The 18,357-nt window shown below is 36.2% G+C and carries 13 protein-coding genes; 6 read left to right on the top strand and 7 right to left on the bottom strand.

Features of this window, described 5'->3' with window-relative positions:
• Positions 1-93 precede the first annotated feature (93 nt).
• Positions 94-3,387, top strand: coding sequence for an InlB B-repeat-containing protein (locus Q0E08_RS01100; RefSeq protein ID WP_294775230.1), 3,294 nt, complete (start codon positions 94-96; stop codon positions 3,385-3,387).
• 38 nt (positions 3,388-3,425) lie between these two features.
• On the opposite strand, the gene Q0E08_RS01105 is transcribed toward Q0E08_RS01100, so the two are convergent.
• From Q0E08_RS01105 to Q0E08_RS01115, 3 genes are read right to left on the bottom strand one after another with little or no spacing between them, the layout of a single operon-like run.
• Positions 3,426-3,635, bottom strand: a complete 210-nt coding sequence (locus Q0E08_RS01105; RefSeq protein WP_177663294.1) for a hypothetical protein — start codon at positions 3,633-3,635, stop codon at positions 3,426-3,428.
• Positions 3,622-5,703, bottom strand: a complete 2,082-nt coding sequence (yidC, locus tag Q0E08_RS01110) for a membrane protein insertase YidC (RefSeq protein WP_294775234.1) — start codon at positions 5,701-5,703, stop codon at positions 3,622-3,624. Before yidC ends, Q0E08_RS01105 begins: the two co-directional genes overlap by 14 nt.
• A gap of 10 nt (positions 5,704-5,713) precedes the next feature.
• Positions 5,714-7,441, bottom strand: coding sequence for a sulfatase-like hydrolase/transferase (locus Q0E08_RS01115; protein WP_294775237.1), 1,728 nt, complete (start codon positions 7,439-7,441; stop codon positions 5,714-5,716).
• A gap of 163 nt (positions 7,442-7,604) precedes the next feature.
• Between Q0E08_RS01115 and Q0E08_RS01120 the strand changes: the two genes are divergently transcribed.
• On the top strand, positions 7,605-9,053 hold the full coding sequence (locus tag Q0E08_RS01120) for a hypothetical protein (protein WP_294775239.1): 1,449 nt from the start codon (positions 7,605-7,607) through the stop codon (positions 9,051-9,053).
• Between the two features lie 79 nt (positions 9,054-9,132).
• Here the strand turns inward: Q0E08_RS01120 and Q0E08_RS01125 are convergent, their stop codons facing one another.
• A complete protein-coding gene (locus Q0E08_RS01125; RefSeq protein WP_294775242.1) occupies positions 9,133-10,296 on the bottom strand; it encodes a glycosyltransferase family 87 protein in 1,164 nt (387 codons plus the stop codon).
• A 101-nt stretch (positions 10,297-10,397) separates the two neighbouring features.
• Here Q0E08_RS01125 and Q0E08_RS01130 point away from each other — a divergent pair, with 101 nt between their 5' ends.
• Positions 10,398-10,562 (top strand): hypothetical protein, encoded by a 165-nt coding sequence (locus Q0E08_RS01130; protein WP_294775244.1) that lies wholly within the window; start codon positions 10,398-10,400, stop codon positions 10,560-10,562.
• A gap of 686 nt (positions 10,563-11,248) precedes the next feature.
• Positions 11,249-11,599 carry an Hpt domain-containing protein gene (locus Q0E08_RS01135; protein ID WP_294775247.1) on the top strand — a complete coding sequence of 117 codons (351 nt, stop codon included), beginning with the start codon at positions 11,249-11,251 and terminating at the stop codon, positions 11,597-11,599.
• A gap of 66 nt (positions 11,600-11,665) precedes the next feature.
• On the opposite strand, the gene Q0E08_RS01140 is transcribed toward Q0E08_RS01135, so the two are convergent.
• From Q0E08_RS01140 to Q0E08_RS01150, 3 genes are all read right to left on the bottom strand, one after another.
• Positions 11,666-12,490 (bottom strand): hypothetical protein, encoded by an 825-nt coding sequence (locus Q0E08_RS01140; RefSeq protein WP_294775249.1) that lies wholly within the window; start codon positions 12,488-12,490, stop codon positions 11,666-11,668.
• Between the two features lie 104 nt (positions 12,491-12,594).
• On the bottom strand, positions 12,595-13,722 hold the full coding sequence (locus Q0E08_RS01145) for a 5-methyltetrahydropteroyltriglutamate--homocysteine S-methyltransferase (RefSeq protein WP_294775253.1): 1,128 nt from the start codon (positions 13,720-13,722) through the stop codon (positions 12,595-12,597).
• A gap of 90 nt (positions 13,723-13,812) precedes the next feature.
• Positions 13,813-14,718, bottom strand: coding sequence for a LysR family transcriptional regulator (locus Q0E08_RS01150; RefSeq protein WP_294775255.1), 906 nt, complete (start codon positions 14,716-14,718; stop codon positions 13,813-13,815).
• Between the two features lie 173 nt (positions 14,719-14,891).
• Between Q0E08_RS01150 and Q0E08_RS01155 the strand changes: the two genes are divergently transcribed.
• The gene (locus tag Q0E08_RS01155; protein WP_294775258.1) at positions 14,892-15,593 is read left to right on the top strand and encodes an ABC transporter ATP-binding protein; all 702 of its coding nucleotides are present in this window, start codon (positions 14,892-14,894) and stop codon (positions 15,591-15,593) included.
• 15 nt (positions 15,594-15,608) lie between these two features.
• Positions 15,609-18,332 (top strand): FtsX-like permease family protein, encoded by a 2,724-nt coding sequence (locus Q0E08_RS01160; RefSeq protein WP_294775261.1) that lies wholly within the window; start codon positions 15,609-15,611, stop codon positions 18,330-18,332.
• Positions 18,333-18,357 lie beyond the last annotated feature (25 nt).

Here is an 18,357-nt window from a genome sequence, read left to right on the forward strand (position 1 = left end):
ATTTTATGAGTAAGTAACAGGTAGGAAACATATTGTAAAGTAAAAAATAATATGTTAAAATATCAGAAAAATATTTATTTGGAGGAAAAAATAATGAAAAAAACCAAACCTAATGGACTAATTAAAAGAATTATGTCCGTTTTCCTTGCGATAATGATGGTTATGTCTTTTGTTACATCGATACCTATTAATGTAAGTGCACAAACAAAGGTTGGCATACCGGAGAATATAATTGTAAAGGAAAAAAATAAAGATTTATATGTATCATTTAAAAAAGTAAGAAATGTTGATGGATATATTATAAATTATTCAACAAGTAAAAAATATTTAAAAAATAAAACGGGTAAAAAAGTAGTAAGAAATTCAAAAAAAAATCAATTTGTTAAAAAAACAATAAAAGGTTTAAAACAAAATACAGTTTATTATGTAAGAATTCGCTCATACAAAAAAAATAAAAATAAAAAAACATATAGTAAATGGAGTAAGAATTTTAAGATTAAAACATCAAAGAAAACAAATATTGTTAAAAATTCAAATCCAATTGTCTCAGACAATACTATTAAACAAGATTTTTCGGAACCTTCAAAAAATACCGATCAATGTAAAATTACATTTGAAACTAATTGCGAAATGAAAATTGCTCCGATAAATGTTAAAAAGGGCGATTTAATTGATTTGCCAAAAGCTCCGACAAAAAATAATGCCATATTCTCCGGCTGGTATAAGGATGACAAGTTTACAAATGCTTTTGATTATTCGGAAGCAATTATGAATGATATGGTATTATATGCAAACTGGACTCAAGATACTGACAACGATAAATTGTCTGATGAAATTGAAGATGTTTTAAAGACAGATAAGAGCAATCCGGATACAGATGGAGACGGATTGTCCGATTATGAAGAATATGAATTAATCGGAACAGATCCGTTAAAAAAAGATTCAGATGAAGATGGTGTTTTAGATTCGGAAGAAGATTTGGATGAAGACGGGTTGACCAACATTCAGGAATTAAAATATGGAACAAGTTGTATAATTGCAGATACAGATGTTGACGGATTATCAGATTATGATGAAATTTATGTTTATAAAACAAATCCGCTGAAAGAAGATACAGACGGAGATGGTTTGTCAGATGGGGATGAAGTAAAATTAGGTCTTGATCCGCTTAATAAATTTACAGACGGAAAAACACTTGACAGTAAAAGAACATTTAATCAAAAGACATCAACGGAAGCAGTTTTAGATGAAGAAATATTTAATGAAGATAATCCGGCAATTCCTTATGTTGAAGGTAAAACAGAAGGAAATATTGATTCTAAGATTAAAATTGATGCAAGTGCAGAAGCCTCGATAAATGAAAATAGAGCTGTTGTTGGTGTTCCGATAGACGTAAGTATTGATTCCGACAAAGCTTTTGAGTTGAAATTTGATATATCTAATGCATGTAAATACGATGAGAGTGTATTAAAAGATTATGTAATCTGTACTTTGAAAGATAATCAAATAAAGCCTTTAACAACGGATGTTGATTCAGAGAATGAAGTGATTTACGCTTCAATAAGCGAATCGGGAACATATTTTGTAGTTGACAGTACAGAAATGTTGAGAATGCTTGGAATAAATATCAATGATTATATTCCGGTTGCCAAAAATAGTAGAAATGTCTCAAATTATTCTGTTCGAGCATTAAATAGTCAATCAAATACTAAAGCAGTAACAGGACAGGCAGATATAGTTTTTGTTATTGATTCAACAGGATCAATGAAGTCAAGTATTAATAATGTTAAAAAAAATATTAATGATTTTGCCGAAAAGTTAAGAACTGAATATAATGTTTCTTTAAATCTTTCGTTAGTTGATTATAAAGACAGCATTGAAGATAAAAAACAACCGGCTGTTCATAAAAATGGACTTTCAAATTGGTACGGAAACAGTGAAATTGAAAAATATAAAAAATCTATTAACCAGATAGAGGTCAATGGTGGCGGAGATGATCCGGAAACATCTTTGGAAGCAATCGAATTTTCAAGAAGACTTGATTTTAGAACTGCCTCATCTAAATTTATAGTACTTGTAACAGATAATAAAAATAAAAATGATAATGTTTATAAAATCAAAGATTTAACAGAAGAAGCAGAATTGTTAGAAAAAGACGGAATATGCGCATCCGTAATTACAACTTCAAGTGCATTAAGTGATTATAATATACTTATTGACAAAACAAATGGAATATATGCAGATATTAATAGCAATTTTTCTGATGAATTAATGAAGATTGCGGATAGAATCGGAGAGGTAACAGTAGACGGTTCATGGGTATTATTAGATGATTTTCAGTTTGTTAAATTAAATCAAAAGCCAACTCCGGGTTCAGATGAAGACACCGATAAAGATGGCGTTCCGGATATCGAAGAACTTGGCAGTGAGATTCGTATAAGCATAAAAGAGTTTTTGAAGCATTCGTTTAGTAAGGTCGAACTTGAATATGCAAAGTATTATACGGGTCCTGAATATGTTACTGCATATGCATATAAATCTAATCCAACATTAAAAGATACAGATGGTGATATGTATGATGACAGTGTTGATTCAAAACCAAGAATTTATACTATAACCGATACAACATTGATGAGACTTGCAGATTTAACATATAAAAATTATAAAAAAGGTGTATATGTAGATCTTAAAAGCAAAGATTATTATTCTGAACCAAATTCAAAAGCAAAATTCAAAGTTGTTTATATTGACAAATCCAGTCCAGACGAAAAGAAGTCGAAGGATGGCGGTTTTGGATGTGTGGTATTCAGAGTTGCACTTGGTAATGGTAAAAATGCTACTGTAGTTGGATATAGAGGAACTGAAGGTTTTGATAATATATTAGATGTTATTAAACCTGATGTTAAAACTGACATAGTACTGGGTTTATGGGGAACTGCAAAACAATCTGATTGTGCATATGATGCATATAAATCAATGGTTAAAAAGTATAGCAATGATGATTTTTATATAACAGGTCATTCGTTGGGTGGAAGATTGGTTTTAGATGCGTTATATAAAACGGCAAAAAATAATGAAGTGAAGAAATTTCCTGTTCACAGTGCCACATTTAATGGCTTGGGTTATGCTAAACATGTATACTGGAGTTTATCAACAAAACATTTTAGACGATATTCTGAAAATTTAACTCATTATTATTATGAAAAAGATTTTGTTGGAGATGGTTTCGGAGATTCTTGGGTATATACGAAACCGGGATTGCAAATTAAATTAGATATAGACAAACCATCAAAATTTGATAATCATAGCGTTATTTTGGAAGATAAGACATTATTAAATGCACCTTTTAGAATTAAAGGTTATTATTCATCGAACAGAGTATATTAAATAAAATAAGGTCAAGGTGATTTTACCTTGACCTTATTTTATTCTTCTGTTTTGTTTTGTTCGGAAAGGTCGATGATGTCGTCTTCAACTTCCTTTTTTTCTTCGATGTTAAGAGTTTTTTTGATTTTCTTTTTGGCTTTGCGGACGATTATTCCTGCTATTGCACCAACAGTTACAACGCCTGCCACCACAAATTGAAGTGTGTAGCTCATAACCGACGGGTCTATGTATAATTTAATTGCTTCCATTTTTCTTTTGCTCCTTTTGTTTTTGGATTAAGCGTTTGATTATGTATTTGCCGGCAACCTCGCCGCTTTTGCCGTAGTTTGCAACATATTGTGTGCGAATATCTTTGATTTTTTCGGTATACTCGTTTTTGTTTTGCAACATTTTGGCAATATCTGTTGACATTCCGTCAAATTCATTTGGCTTGTATCGCTTGCCGATTATGTCCCTCAGCTTCAATTCAAGCGGCTCAATTCCGATTTCTTCGTAATCCTCGTTGTAAATTTTAGGCGGAGTATCAATGAAAATACACGGCTTGAGTGTTACATATGAAAATTCAAAACAGGTTGATGACCAGTCCGTAATTACAATGTCGGAATTGTAGATTGAGTCGGCATTTGAAAAATCAAGTTCAAATGTCAAATCGTTTCCGTCATAATCCTTGTATTTTTCAACAAGTGCTTCAAGACGGTTTGGATAACGCTTTTTGTATTCCGGGTGCGGCCGCACAACTACATTATAACCCTTTTTAAGCAATTCGTAAAGCAGTTTGTCTATACAACTGTCAAGAATATTGTCCTCTTGCCATGACGGAGCAATAAGAATTTTCGGCTTTGCGTTTTCCGACTTAGGCATATTGTCGTATTTTTCCTGTAACGCTTCCAAAAATCCGTAGCCGCATACAACAAGTTCTTTTTGCGGAAGATTGTATAATTCTTCTTGTTTGCGAATTTCTGGGATTTGAAAATCGCCTACGCAAAAGATTGTGTCAAAATGGTCAAGGCAACCTTTGTGCATTACCATATGTGTACTCATCGGACCGTGAACGGTGTAGATGTATTCAATGTCCTTTTTTACATAAGAGCGTTTGTAATAATAGGTTTCCAAATCCGGAGTGGTCATAAGCACAATGTCGGCGTCCATTTTCATAAAAAGTGTCATCATCTTTTTTTCGCCGATAAAGTATGCACGAAGGTTTTTTTGCTCTTTTTCAAGATTAAAAATATTGTCGTTCGGGTCGTTTGTTACATAGTGAATGACTATGTTTGAATTATTCAAAATGTAGTTGACAATTCGTTCAAAGTATTTGTAAAATCCGCCGTTTTCGGCATAAATCACAAGGTGTTTGTTTTCAACGGAGAAAAAGCGTTTGTAGTCCTTTTTTTCTCTTTTATAAAGTTCGGTGCCACGCTTAGGAGAGTTTGTTTTGCCAACCGAAGAGAGTTTTTCAAGTTCCTTTTTGCTTTTTTCAAGAGCATCGTAATCAATATATTTTTTCGGATTCATTACAGTGTTCAAAATTAATTGCTGAACCATTGTAAACAGATTGCTGCAAATCCAGTAAAAGCCGATACCGGCAGGAACAAATCCGCCTAATACAAGCGAAATGCCGATAGATACAGCGTTTGTTCCTATTTGTTCAAATCTGTTTTGCTCTGCCTGAAGAGGATTTTTGATGTTTTGGAAAAGGCAAAGTGCAAGTGCCGACAATCCTGCCAAAACAGGCACAATGTACATAATTCCGCCGGCGGTAAACGGAGTTGCCGAAAGGTCAAATCCGCAAAAGTTCATGCTGAGCGAATCAATAGCCGCCGTGGTTGAATTTGAGCAAATTCCGGCAAGCGAAAGACCGTTTTGCACCTCTCTGACGGCAAAAAGTTGAACTGTGTTTGATGTGATGTCAAAACCTGTTTTGTCACAAACAAAGGTGAGAAGCTGTGTTATTTCTTCTTTGCCGAGCGACAGTATGTGCGTGAGCGGATTGTAGATAATCTGAATAACACACATAAGTAAGAACAACTGGATTATCATCGGGATAAGGCCTGCGAGCGGGTGATAATGCTGTTCCTTGTACAGTTTTAACTGCTCATCGGAAATTTTATCCTTTTCGCCGAAGTATTTTGCTTTGATGTTATTTAATTGCGGCTGAATTCTTATCAGGCTTAATGAATTTTTATGTGTCCATAAGGCTATAGGGAACAGTATAACCTTTGTAATCAGCGTAAACAATATTATTGCCACACCGTAATTTGACAAAAGATTATAGCAAAATTTCATTATAAACCCAAAAGGCTTGGCTATGTATTCCATTCGCTTCTCCTTAATACCAGGCTTGCTTGGTATCTATTGACTTTTCAAATTTCCAATTGTTTTTGTCTGCGGCGTCGCCGGTTATTTTGTATTTGTCAAATATCAGCTTGCTGTCGCCACTCAATCGTGAGTGATAATAAATTCTTGTTCTTGTTTGATTTTCGTCAATGTCAAACAAGCTTTCGCCGTAATTGTGGGTTGTCTTGAGATTTGTGTCTTTTACTATTGTAGGAATAATATCGGTAAGTGATGCCTGAGTATGCCTTGTTTTTAATTCACCTTTTGAATTTTTCGGCTTAACAAATAAACAGGTTCTTGTGCCCTTGTCCATATATTTGAGCATTGACTCGGTATCGGTGTACGGATAGCCGTGGTCACCTGTGATGACAATCGTTGTGTTGTCGTAAACGCCCAAACGCTTCAGTTCTTTAATATATTCATCAATAATTTTAAAAGAGCCGATTGTTTGCTCAATAGAGGTTGATTCCTCAACTCTTTCAACATTTGAGTTGAGAGTAAACGGCGAGTGACTTCCGTGCAAATATATAAAAGTAAAGTTTTTGTCGCTGTCGTATGTGTCAAGTCCGCTTGCGGTTAAGTTTTTGTATACTGCTGCGTCATCGTCGTGATAGATTTTGCCGTCGGTTTTAAGGTCGGATAACTTCAAAACCGTTCCGTAAACCGTAAACTTAAACATTGTTGTTGACAAGCTAAAAGGTAAAATTCTACATCCTGAAAGTTGAAGTAAATAGGATAAAATATTTTTTTTGTTCGGGGTATAACCGTTTACTTTTACAGTATTGTCGGCAATGTCTTTTAAGTATTTTGCGTCCGAGTATTCATAGTATCTGTCAACATAAAGGTTAACATTGTAGCCGTTACTTTTCAAATCCTTTAAAAACGGCGAGGTTGTGTATGCTTTTTTAAAGTATTCGTTCGCACTTGTTTTGCCGTCATATGTTACGCCGGTAATCATTCCCGTAACAGCCGGATATGTCCTTGAAAAAGTCGAAACCGTATTGTCAAAGTATGTAAATCCGTCGAGCGTTTTGCTGAAATAATCGGGGTATTTTTCAACAACTTCATCGTAAAAGATTTTGTCAAATCTGTCAAAAAGGAAGTAAACAACATTTTCTTTGTCCGAAACATTGAACATATTTTTTTCTGTCAGTGCATATTCAACTTTTGCACCGTTGGTTTTTGCCGCATTTTTTGCGGTAAAGTCGGTTAAAAGTGTTGCCGAGTTCATTGCTATAAGTAAAACGCAGAGAAAAACACAAATGTTTTTCCATTGCTTTTTAAGGAATAAACCGAGTAGCAACATAATATAAATTGTTATTCCTAAAATAATAAAATACGCATTTTGTGCCTTGTTTAAGTCAATTCTTACATCACCGGATACAAATGTACCTTTTCCGATGGTTAGATTGTATATGTAGCTTGATGCGAAAATTGAAAGAATAACCGATGTGACGATATTGAGCAGTTGTTTGTTGAATATCATCAAAAATCCGAAAACCGCAGCAAAACACGCAAGAAAGCCTAACAAAAGCGGCAAAATGAAATCGCCGAGTGCAAAGGAAAATTCCTGTGCGTTGTTTGCAAAAATATCAATCGGATTGACTATAAATATTACAAAGGAAGCCGCAAAAGATATTAATATAGAAATCAGCAACTTTTCTTTTAAATTATACTTTTCCATTTTAAGAGCGGATTTGCCGTCTTTGTTCTTTTTCATATAATAACTCCTGAAAATATTATAAAATAATAGTATCATTATAAGTGTTTTTTTGCAAGTGATAAAAGAAAATAGATTGAGTCGTAATTTAAGGTTTATGTGATTATTGACGAATAATTTTATAAATGATATACTTGTTATAAATCTATATGGGAGAAATGATATGGAAATAAAAGCAGAAAAAGTACGAAAAATTTTGTTCTTGATTATTGCAATAGCTGTTCCTACGGCGATTTTTTTAATTCGTGATTTGGATAACGACACTTGGTTTATGCTTAATCACGGACGCTATATACTCAAAAACGGTCTTTATCCCGAATTTGAACCGTTTACTGTTCATGAGGGTCTGCACTTTACATTTCAAAAATGGCTGTGCTGTATTTTATTTTGGGTAATTTATAAATATTGCGGTAAGCTTGCACTCAAAGTGTTTTGCCTGATTGTATATTTGGCTTTTGATATTGTTATGTACAAACTTCTTGAGTATATAAGACCGAAAGCAAGCACTCAGCATATGTTTACATTAGCCGTTATGAATGTTTTTATGGGCCAGTTTATGTTTACCCGTCCGCAACTTTTTACATATCTTTTTTTGGCTGTCGAAATTTTGGTGCTTGAAAAATATGTAAAAGAGCATAATGTAAAACTGCTGGCGGTTATTCCTTTGCTTTCATTCCTCGAAATCCAAATTCATTCTACAATTTGGCCGATACTTCTTATATATATGTTGCCTTATATGTTTGATTTTTCATTTTCGGCAAAAGTTTGTAAAAAGGTAAAGGTCCTCAATCAAACAGAATATAAAAAATTGCCGATATGGATTGCGTTTTTTGTCAGTATGCTTGTGGCACTTATCAATCCTTACGGCTTTGAATCTATAGTATATCTTGTAAAATCTCTGAATATTAAAGAACTTGCTATACTTATTTATGAGGTAAGATCACCGCAATTCTTTTCGTTAAATGTTCTTTTTATTGTGTTGACAATAGTGTTTTGTCTTTACGGATTGTACAAGAGCAAAGCTACCGAATTAAGGTATGTCTTTTTTATCGGCGGAACTGTGCTTATGGCAATGATGTCTACCCGTCAGCTTTCGTTTTTGATAATTCCTGCCGCAATGGTTTTTGAGTATTTTTATGATTTAAAAGAGATTAAACCTTTTACAAAAAATATATTATTAATAATACTGTGTGCACTTATGGTTGTACCGATTTATGACGCATATGAAAAACAAGTTAATATCCAGCAGTATAAGGTTGATGTGGGAGATTTTCTTGCAGAATATGTTGGTAATCCAAAAGGAGTAAAAGTGTTCAATTCCAGTGATGAGGGCTCATATCTTGAATTTTTGGGATTTATAGCTTTTAATGATACAAGGGCAGAGGTGTTTTCGGATAAAATAAACAACAAGAAAAATTCTCTTAAGGATGTCATTAAATTTGATTGGGAATTGGTTCCTTATACCGAATATATTTATCAATATGATTATAAATATGTTGTTGTACAAAAAGCTTATAAAAAACAATGTTCCGCTATGAACAAGGATAAAAACCTAAAAAAGATTTATACAAATCGAGTGTACAATGTTTATGAAATAATGAATACCGATTAAAACAAAACTTATATATAACATGCACCCCAAAAGTCAAATACTTTTGGGGTGCATATTAATTTGACTTTTTGATATTTTATTATTCAATCTTTGAAACAGGCTTTGTGTTGCCTTTGATTTCCGCAATGTTTTGCAGGAGTATAACAAAGAAAATAATGAAAACAGGCCCTGTTATTTTCATTGCACCGACTTTTTTGGTGAGTATATTTGCAGAAAATATCAGCGAAAACATTATAATATAAATGTTATCATAAAATTTGTTGTTAAGTGTTTGATTACTTTGTAAAAATGCAAAAAATGCAATTAAGAAGAAGCAAACGGTGTACTGACCGCTCCAAAGAGGACACATAACCATAATAAATGCAATCATAAAATATTTTTGCCACATACTTTTTGTAAAAAATACCGTGATTAATGCAATGCATCCGAACAATGCACTCAGTATTATGCCGATTTTTTTGCCCAAATCAAAGAAAATCGCATATGAATAAATACTTACCAAACTGTATTTGCCCCACGCTTGGTGAACGGCACTTTGATTGTTAAAGAATGTTATCATTCCGTCAATTCCGCCTGTAAACACAAACGGAACAAAGAAAAATAATATTCCGTATATAATAAGGCGGATTGCCTCTTTGTATCTTTTTTCGGCAAGATATATAATTCCGAAAATTGCCGGATAAACTTTTATTCCGGCGGCAACGGCGATAAAAATCAATGCAAGTTCTCTTTTGACTTTGTTTTCTGAATCACGCCAAAGAGCAGCGACGGCGAGCAACATCATAGGGAGCAATACAATATTGCCCTGTTCTATTATTCCAAAAACAAACGGTGCGGAAAGTGCAAAAAGCACGGTTGCCGTCAGTCGTTTTGTAAAGCTTTCTTTTTCAAGCATTTTTGAGCAGATATACGAAAATGTTATAAACATCACCGATAAATATATTGCATATACAAAATTATACAGCATATCAATGTTGTCAACTTTTGGAATAATTAAATACAAAAAATGATAAAAAAGATAAATGAGCGGCGGAAAACAAGCGTGCATTGATGTGCTGTATGTATTTTTTAGGTCAGCCGTAAAATTTATATGGGATTTAAAATCCCAAAAAATTTTGGAAATATCCGAATCCATTAATGTATATAACATATTCGGTGTTTTCAAAAACAAAATTGTTGTAATTACAAGTATGATACCGGCAATAATTTCATAAGTTTTTAAATAATCTGTTTTTCTATTCATAAAAGTCATCCTATATAATATATTATATTAATAATAACATTTATATAATGTTTATGCAAGCAAAAGGATTGTGTGAAGATTGTTGTTATTGGTGTCAGAATATGGCGGAAGTTAAGAATTCCAAACTTATTGTTCATTCACGATACGAGGACAATCACAAATGTGACGGCGACTGCCCTGCAAAAGGCAGATTTACAAGCGGCATCGAAATCCGTAAAATTGTCGGTGACAACAAGAACAACAAGGGCACAAATGATTTGAATTGACAAGCTTCGACTTTATTCGACAAGCCGATAACGAAAACAGGTGCGGATTTTGATTTGTTTTTGTGAATTAATACAATTTTTGCAAAAAAAGTTGACTAAATGTCGAATGTATGATATAGTGTAGACACATCAAGAAAAGTTATTAAATAGCTCGGCATACTGCCAAAAACGGTATGACTCAAAGCTATGAGTTTAAGGTGATTTTACTATGGTTGTCAGGCCGCAATAAGTACAAAGGTATAATTGCGGTCTTTTTATTTTCTTAAAATTCAGATATTGTTTGATAAAATTCGATTTTGTTATTAAGCACAATTTGGGTGCTTGTTTCTATAAAAGTTGCCCGCTACAAAATTTCAAATTGTACCGCACCCTCAACCGGTATGGTTTGCAGTCTTTCTCGGGTGAATAGCTTAAATACTTTTATTGTTCATTACTTTTTACCATTTTTCCCTTTTTGTGCTTTTTATAAATTAAACCGTGTGCCCCCTCAGGCATGCGGTTTAGTTTTTTTACGGTTAATAAAATACATCGATTGTGATTGAAATATTTTTGTATTATTGCTATAATATACAGTAAATGATTTTTTGGAAAATATTATTGAAGTTATCCGCAAATTGTGCTTATTTCAACGCAACCGGCGATAATACGGCAACAGATAACATAAAAGAAAACGGAGAAATTGACATATGCAGATAAAAGAGTTTTACGGTGCAATCGGTAGCGATTACCAAAAAGTTTTTGCAAGACTTTGTTCAAATGCAATCATCACAAAGTTTGTAAAGGCCTTTTTGCAGGATGAGAGCTACAGTAATTTTATTTCGGAATACAAAAAAGGTAATTTGGAGGACGCTTTCAGAGCGGTGCATATGTTCAAAGGCTTGTGCCTCAATCTCGGATTTGAAAATCTTTCGCAATCAAGTATTGAAATTACCAAGGCTCTCCGTGGCGGAAAAAATGATGTTACTCCGCAAATGATTGAAAAATTAACAAAGAATTATAACTTTGTTGTTGAAAACATCAAAAATATTGACGATTGATTGTACATTTAAAAAAATCCCCGCCTTTTGCATTGTGCTAAGGTGGGGATTTAATTATACAATTAATTATTCGTTGTTGCTTTGAACTCTTTTGAGCATATCTTGAAGAAGAGCGTTGCTGTTCTGCCCGTCTGCCTGAGCAATCGGCTGAACGGCTTCTTCTTTTTCTTCGTATACGGGAGCTTCAGGCTCTTGTTCTGCGATTATCGGTTCTGCCGGAGCAGTTGTCAAAACAGGTTCGGCAATATCAACCTTTGGCTGAATCGGTTTTTTCTTTGCATTTGTTGAAAACGAGTCAAAAAATTCCCTGTACTCTTCGGCAACAACCTTTGCTTTGTCTGCGTTTGCGGATTTGATATTTTGAATATCGTCCATAGATTCGGCAATAAGGGTTGCTTTTTTAATCATAGCGTCCGTGTTTGCGGAAACAGCATTGATTTGCTTTGTGAGATTTGCAAGCAAAGCCTTAACATCCGTGTTGATAAGGTTGTAAGCGTTGATTGCTCGCTGTGCTTCTGCCTTTGCCTCTGCCGAAACGCTCTCGATTTTTTGCAAAAATTCCTGCGAACCTGCTTTTGCATCGTCGGTTATCTTTGCACCGCTTTCGTACGCCGAATAGAAGACTTGACCGATGCTTGAGATGTAGTCGTTGTTTGACTGCTCGCTTTCTTCAAGCTGTTTTCTCAAATCGGCAACAAGGGCTTCAAGCTTTGCCGTTTCGTTTTTAAGTTTTGCGGCTTCGGTTTGGTACTTGTCCGCCTTGAGTGCGTTGTGCTCGGCAAGGTCAAGTGCTTTTTTTAATATTTCGTTTTCGCTTTCAAGTTTGGCAACATATTCGTTAACCGATTTTTTATTATAACCGCCTATAAATGCGGACTTAAATTCTGCCATTTGTATCTCTCCTTCAACTTGGATTAATATATTATATCACAAAAAGGCAACAATTACAATGCGGCAGATAAGGTACAAGCATCGTGCAAAACATCTATATGTAGTTAATTTTTAAGAAGTTTGCAATGCTCCCAAACTTCTTCGGCGATTTCCTTAACCAATCTGAGCTTTGCCCACTGTTCTTCCTCGGTGATTTTGTTGCCTACTTCGCAAGAGGCAAAGCCGCACTGCGGGCTGAGGCAAAGTCTTTCAAGCGGAACATATTTTGCCGCTTCGTTAATTCTTGCAATAACTTCTTCTTTGTTTTCAAGCTTAGGTGATTTTGTGGTGATTAAGCCCAAAACAACGATTTTATCCTTCGATACCTTGGCAAGCGGCTCAAATCCGCCCGAACGCTCGTCATCGTATTCAAGGAACAAAGCGTCTACATTTTCCTGTGCAAAAACCCAGTCTGCAACAGGGTCGTATGCACCGCTTGAAAAATATGTTGAGTGGTAGTTGCCGCGGCAAATGTGAGATGTGATTACCATATCATCAGGCTTGCCCTCAAGTGCAAGATTGTTGACTTTGAGAAGTCTGTTTTTGTATTCTTCTGCGGTTATGCCGAAAATATCGGTGCCGTCCTCGGTGAGAGCCGAACCCCACGAGCAGTCGTCAAGCTGAAGATTGCGGCAACCTGCTTCGTAAAATTGAGCGATAACATCACGATAAGCTGCCGCAATGTCCTCAATGAGTTCGTCATCGGTTGCGTAAAATTTACGAGTAAGTTCAATGTTGCCTGGAACGGTAAACTGCAAATATGTTTGTGCCGGTGCAGGAATTGTGTACTTTGCAACCGTGTTTTCGTCCTCAAACTGTTTCAAAAACTTGAAGTATTCCACAAACGGGTGAGCCTTTGCCTTGAATTTGCCTACAAGGTAGGTGTCGTCAAGCAACGCAAGTTCGCCGTTAAACGGAACTCCGCCGCCTGTTGCCTTGTGCTCAACGCCGTCAAATCCCCACATAAAATCAAGGTGCCAAAATGTTCGTCTGAACTCGCCGTCGGTGATTGCGTGGTAGCCAAGCTCCTTTTGCTTTGCAACAAGGTTTGCGATGGCATTGTTGATGATTGTGTTATATTCGTTTTTGTCGATTTTTCCGTTTTTGTAATTTTCCTTTGCGTCCTTAACCTCCTGCGGTCTTAAAAAACTGCCCACAAAGTCATATTTAAACGGTGTTTTGATTGTACTCATAGTAAACTGTCCTTTCGTTTGTTGATGAGTACAGTTTATCACACAAAAATCGTTTTGTGAAATACATATAAAATGCAGTTTGCCATAGTTTTATTCTATGGGCAAATGCCTTTGCAGGGCTTCAATATATGCGTTTGCGTAGCGTGAAAACATAATGTTTTTCTTTTTAACAATGCCGATGTGCATTGAGCAATCCATAATGAGCGGTTTTGCAATGATGTCCTCGCCGTTCAGCTCTTTGTCAATAACGCCCGAACTTACGGTAAAGCCGTTCAGTCCGATTGCAAGGTTAAACAGCGTTGCACGGTCACGCACTTCTATGCTTTTGGGCATATCAAGTACGCTCAAAAACTCCTCGCTGAAGTAAAAAGAATTTCGCTCGCCCTGTTCGTACACCAAATACGGATAAGGCTTCAATTCTTCAAGGTTTATGTTAGTTTTGTCCGCAAGCGGATGATTTTTGCTTATGAAAATATGCGGTGATGCTTCAAATATCTCTTCAAATACAAGGTCGTTTTTCTTAAACAGCTTGTGCAAAACATCTTCGTTGCTTTCGCTCAAATACAAAATTCCCAGCTCGCTGTTGCCGTTTGCAACATCGTCTATGATTTCACCCGTCTGGGTTTCACGCAGGGTAAAGTTGTATTCTGCGGTGTCGTATTCGTTCACCACATCAACAAAGGCGTTTACGGCAAACGAGTAGTGCTGGCACGACACGCAAAATTTAGGCTTTCTGTTTGAGTCGGTACAAAATCTCTCTTTCATAATGTCCGCCTGTTCAAGCAGATTGCGTGCAAATGAGAGAAGTTCCTCGCCCTCTTTGGTAACGGTCATCCCTTTGTTCGAACGCACAAATGCCGTAACATTCATCTCTTTTTCAAGGCTGTGAATTGCCGCACTAAGGCTCGGTTGCGATATGTACAGTTTTTCGGCAGCCGCAGTAATGTTTTTGCATTCGGCAACGGTTACAAGGTATTTAAGCTGTTGCAATGTCATACGAACACCTCTAAAATAAATATGTTTTTATTATATATTGATTTTTTTGTTATTTCAACTCTAAAAATAATTGACAAAGTTATATATGTGTGCTAATATGAATGTGAGTTAGCAGGTGCTAACTTAATTTACACGCTAAAGGTTAGCATAGACTAACTGCATAGGAGAACAATATGGCTTTTGTTGAAATTAACGGAATAAAAAAACATTTCGGTGCAGGCGACAACAAGATTGAGGTGCTCAAAGGCATAGACCTTGAAATAGAAAAGGGCGAGATGTGCGTGCTTCTCGGACCGTCGGGCTCGGGCAAATCAACGCTTCTCAACATCATCGGTGCCATTGAATCGGCAGATGAGGGCACAATCACCGTAAACGGCGAAAAAACACGCCTTATGAGCGAAAAACAGCTCACTCAGTACCGCAGAAAACACCTCGGCTATGTATTTCAAATGTATAATTTGATACCTAATTTAACCGTAAGGGAAAATATAGAACTCGGAGCGTATTTGAGCGACAATCCGCTTGATATTGACGAGCTTATGGCAACACTTGGTATTATCGACCAGGCAGACAAACTGCCGTCACAGCTTTCGGGCGGTCAACAGCAGAGGACTTCAATCGGCAGAGCGATTGTTAAAAATCCGGATATTTTGCTTTGTGATGAACCGACGGGTGCACTTGATTACAATACCTCAAAGGAAATATTAAAACTTCTTGAAGATGTCAATCAAAAGTACGGCAACACGGTTATTATGGTTACGCACAATGACGCAATCAAAAATATGGCAGACCGAGTTTTTACTCTCCGTGACGGAGAAATTCGCAAGAATTATATAAACGAAAACAAGGTGTCTGCCAAGGATTTGGAATGGTAAGGAGAGTGAATAACAATGCACAATCCACTAAACAAACGCTTCAAGCGTGATTTGCGTTCCGACGCAGGCAAGTATGTTGCAATATTTTTGTTTATAGTTTTCTTTATCGGTGCGGCATCGGGCTTTATGGTTGCGGACAATTCCGTTTCCGCACAGTTCAAAACAACAGATGTTGAGTATAATGTTGAGGACGGACATCTCGCCTTTAATGTAAAACCGTCAGCAGATGTTTTAAGTAAAATTGAGAGTCAAAACGACCTCAAACTGTACGATTTGAACTATAAGGAGGAAACAATAAAAAACAGCAAAACCCTGCGTATTTATAAGGTAAGAAATGAACTCAACAAAGAGTGCCTTATGAGCGGAGAAATGCCGACAAAGGATAACGAAATTGCCGTTGACCGAATGTTTGCGGAAAATAATAAAATCACGGTGGGCGACAGCCTCAAAATAAAAGGAAAAAAGTATATTGTATCGGGCTTGATTGCATTGTCCGATTACAGTGCATTGTTCAAAAGCAATGGGGATATGATGTTTGACGCCGTGGGCTTTGGTGTTGCGGTTATGACAAACGGCGGTTATAACACGATTGAAACAGCACACGAAACAATCAATTATGCGTGGAAGTACAACGTTCCCGTTGAAGATGAAGAAACCGAAAATGCAAAAAGCGAACTTTTGATGAAGTCGCTTGAAAATATACTCAAAGAATACGACGAGCCGCTTATTCAGGCACAGGTTGATTCTCTTTACAAAAAAGCAAAGCCGTACATAAACAGCCTTTGTGATGAATTTGATGTTGCCGAAAAACAGCTTGAAGCAAAGTATTTTGCCGCTATAAGAAATGCAAGCATAAACGATACGGCAAAGATGGCAAAGGAGCTCGGCATCACTGAAAAGCAATACAAAAATCTGAAGCAGGTTCTTGAAGATGCGGATAAAAACAGCGATGATTGGGATTTGGATTCACTCGATTCCGCACCTAAAATCAATCTTGACGATTACAAAACAAGCGACGATATGGATTTTGATGATATGTACAACCAAATCTATAAAATCGTTGATGCGGTAAGCGACGCCAAACTTTATGATTGCAGTCGGATTTACCGTGACCTTGCCTCGCTTAAAAAAATTACGGATAAATTCAGCATAGACGACAGCGGTATTCTGAATATAACCGATTACAGTGCAAAATACACCAACAAATCTATTATGTACGCCAGAGAGGACAGCACCTCGGATAAGGCAACTATGATGTTGATGACTTACATTGTTATGGTTATGATTGCGTTTTTATTTGCGGTAACAACCTCAAACACAATCTTAAAAGAGGCAAATGTAATCGGTACGCTCCGTGCAATGGGTTATTCAAAGGGCGAACTTATCGGTCACTATATGTTTTTGCCGATGGTTGTAACCGTGGTGGGCGGTATAGTCGGCAATGTTTTGGGCTACACGGCGTTCCAAAAAGTATTTGAGAGTGTTTATTATTCAAACTACTCACTTCCGACATATAAAATGCTGTGGAATATGAATGCGTTTTGGGAAACAACGGTTGTGCCGTTTATTCTGATGATACTTGTAAACTTTGTTATGCTTACAAAGAAACTTAAAATCAGTCCGCTGAATTTCATCAGGGGCGAGCTTAAAGAAAGCGGACAAAAACGACTGATAAAACTTCCAAAGAAAATGCCGTTTTTCTCAAAGTTCAGGCTTCGTATTTTCTTCCAAAATGTGCCGTCATATCTTACTCTTGCCTTGGGCGTATTCCTTGCCGGAGTTCTCGTTGTGTTCGGCTCAATGTATGGTCCGTTGCTCGATGATTATGCAAATATTGTTAAGGAAAATCAGCTTTCAAAATATCAGTATGTTATGATTAACGAGGCTGAAACCGAAATATCGGACGCAGAAAAATTCTGTATGACTTCGCTTCAAACAACCGACAAAAAGTTTATAACCGATGATGTAACGATTTACGGAGTTGAAAATCAAAGCAAATACATCACCGAGAATATTCCTGCCGGTGAAGTGCTTGTTTCAAGCGCTATGGCAGACAAATTCAACCTTTCAATCGGTGACGATGTAACACTTAAAGAAGCGTATAAAGAAAAAACCTATTCGTTCAAAGTCGGCGGAGTTTATAATTATGATGCCGCAATTACCGTTTTTATGAACAGAACAGATTATGTCAGACAGTTTAACGAAGATTCAAATTATTTTAACGGATATTTCAGCAACAAAAAATTAAATGATTTGGACGATGCCGATGTTGCCACCGTGATTACCGAAAAGGACTTGACCAAGGTGGTTACTCAAATGCAGGTTTCAATGACGGAATTTGTAAAGGTGTTTAAGGCACTGGGCGTTGTAATTTTCTTGCTTGTTATGTTTATACTCACAAAGCAGATTATCGAGAAAAACAGCAAGTCGGTTTCTATGGCAAAGATTTTAGGCTTTTCGGATATTGAAATAGGCAAACTGTATATAATCATAACTTCGCTTGTTGTGCTTGCGTCGCTTCTTATATCCGTTCCGCTCATATCTCTTGCTCTGCGTTGGTGCTTCAAGTCCTATCTTTACACGCAGATGACGGGCTACATTCCGTATATTATTTCAAACAGCTGTTATGTAACAATGGTGGTTTTGGGCATTGTCAGCTATGCCGTTGTTGCGTGCCTTATGCTTCTTAAAATCAAAAAAACGCCTCTCGGCGAAGCACTCAAAAATCAATCGTTTTAGTTTGAGTGAATTTTTAAATCAAAAC

Origin of the sequence: uncultured Eubacterium sp., assembly GCF_934561735.1 — a bacterium.
Classification (GTDB): domain Bacteria; phylum Bacillota; class Clostridia; order Oscillospirales; family Acutalibacteraceae; genus Eubacterium_R.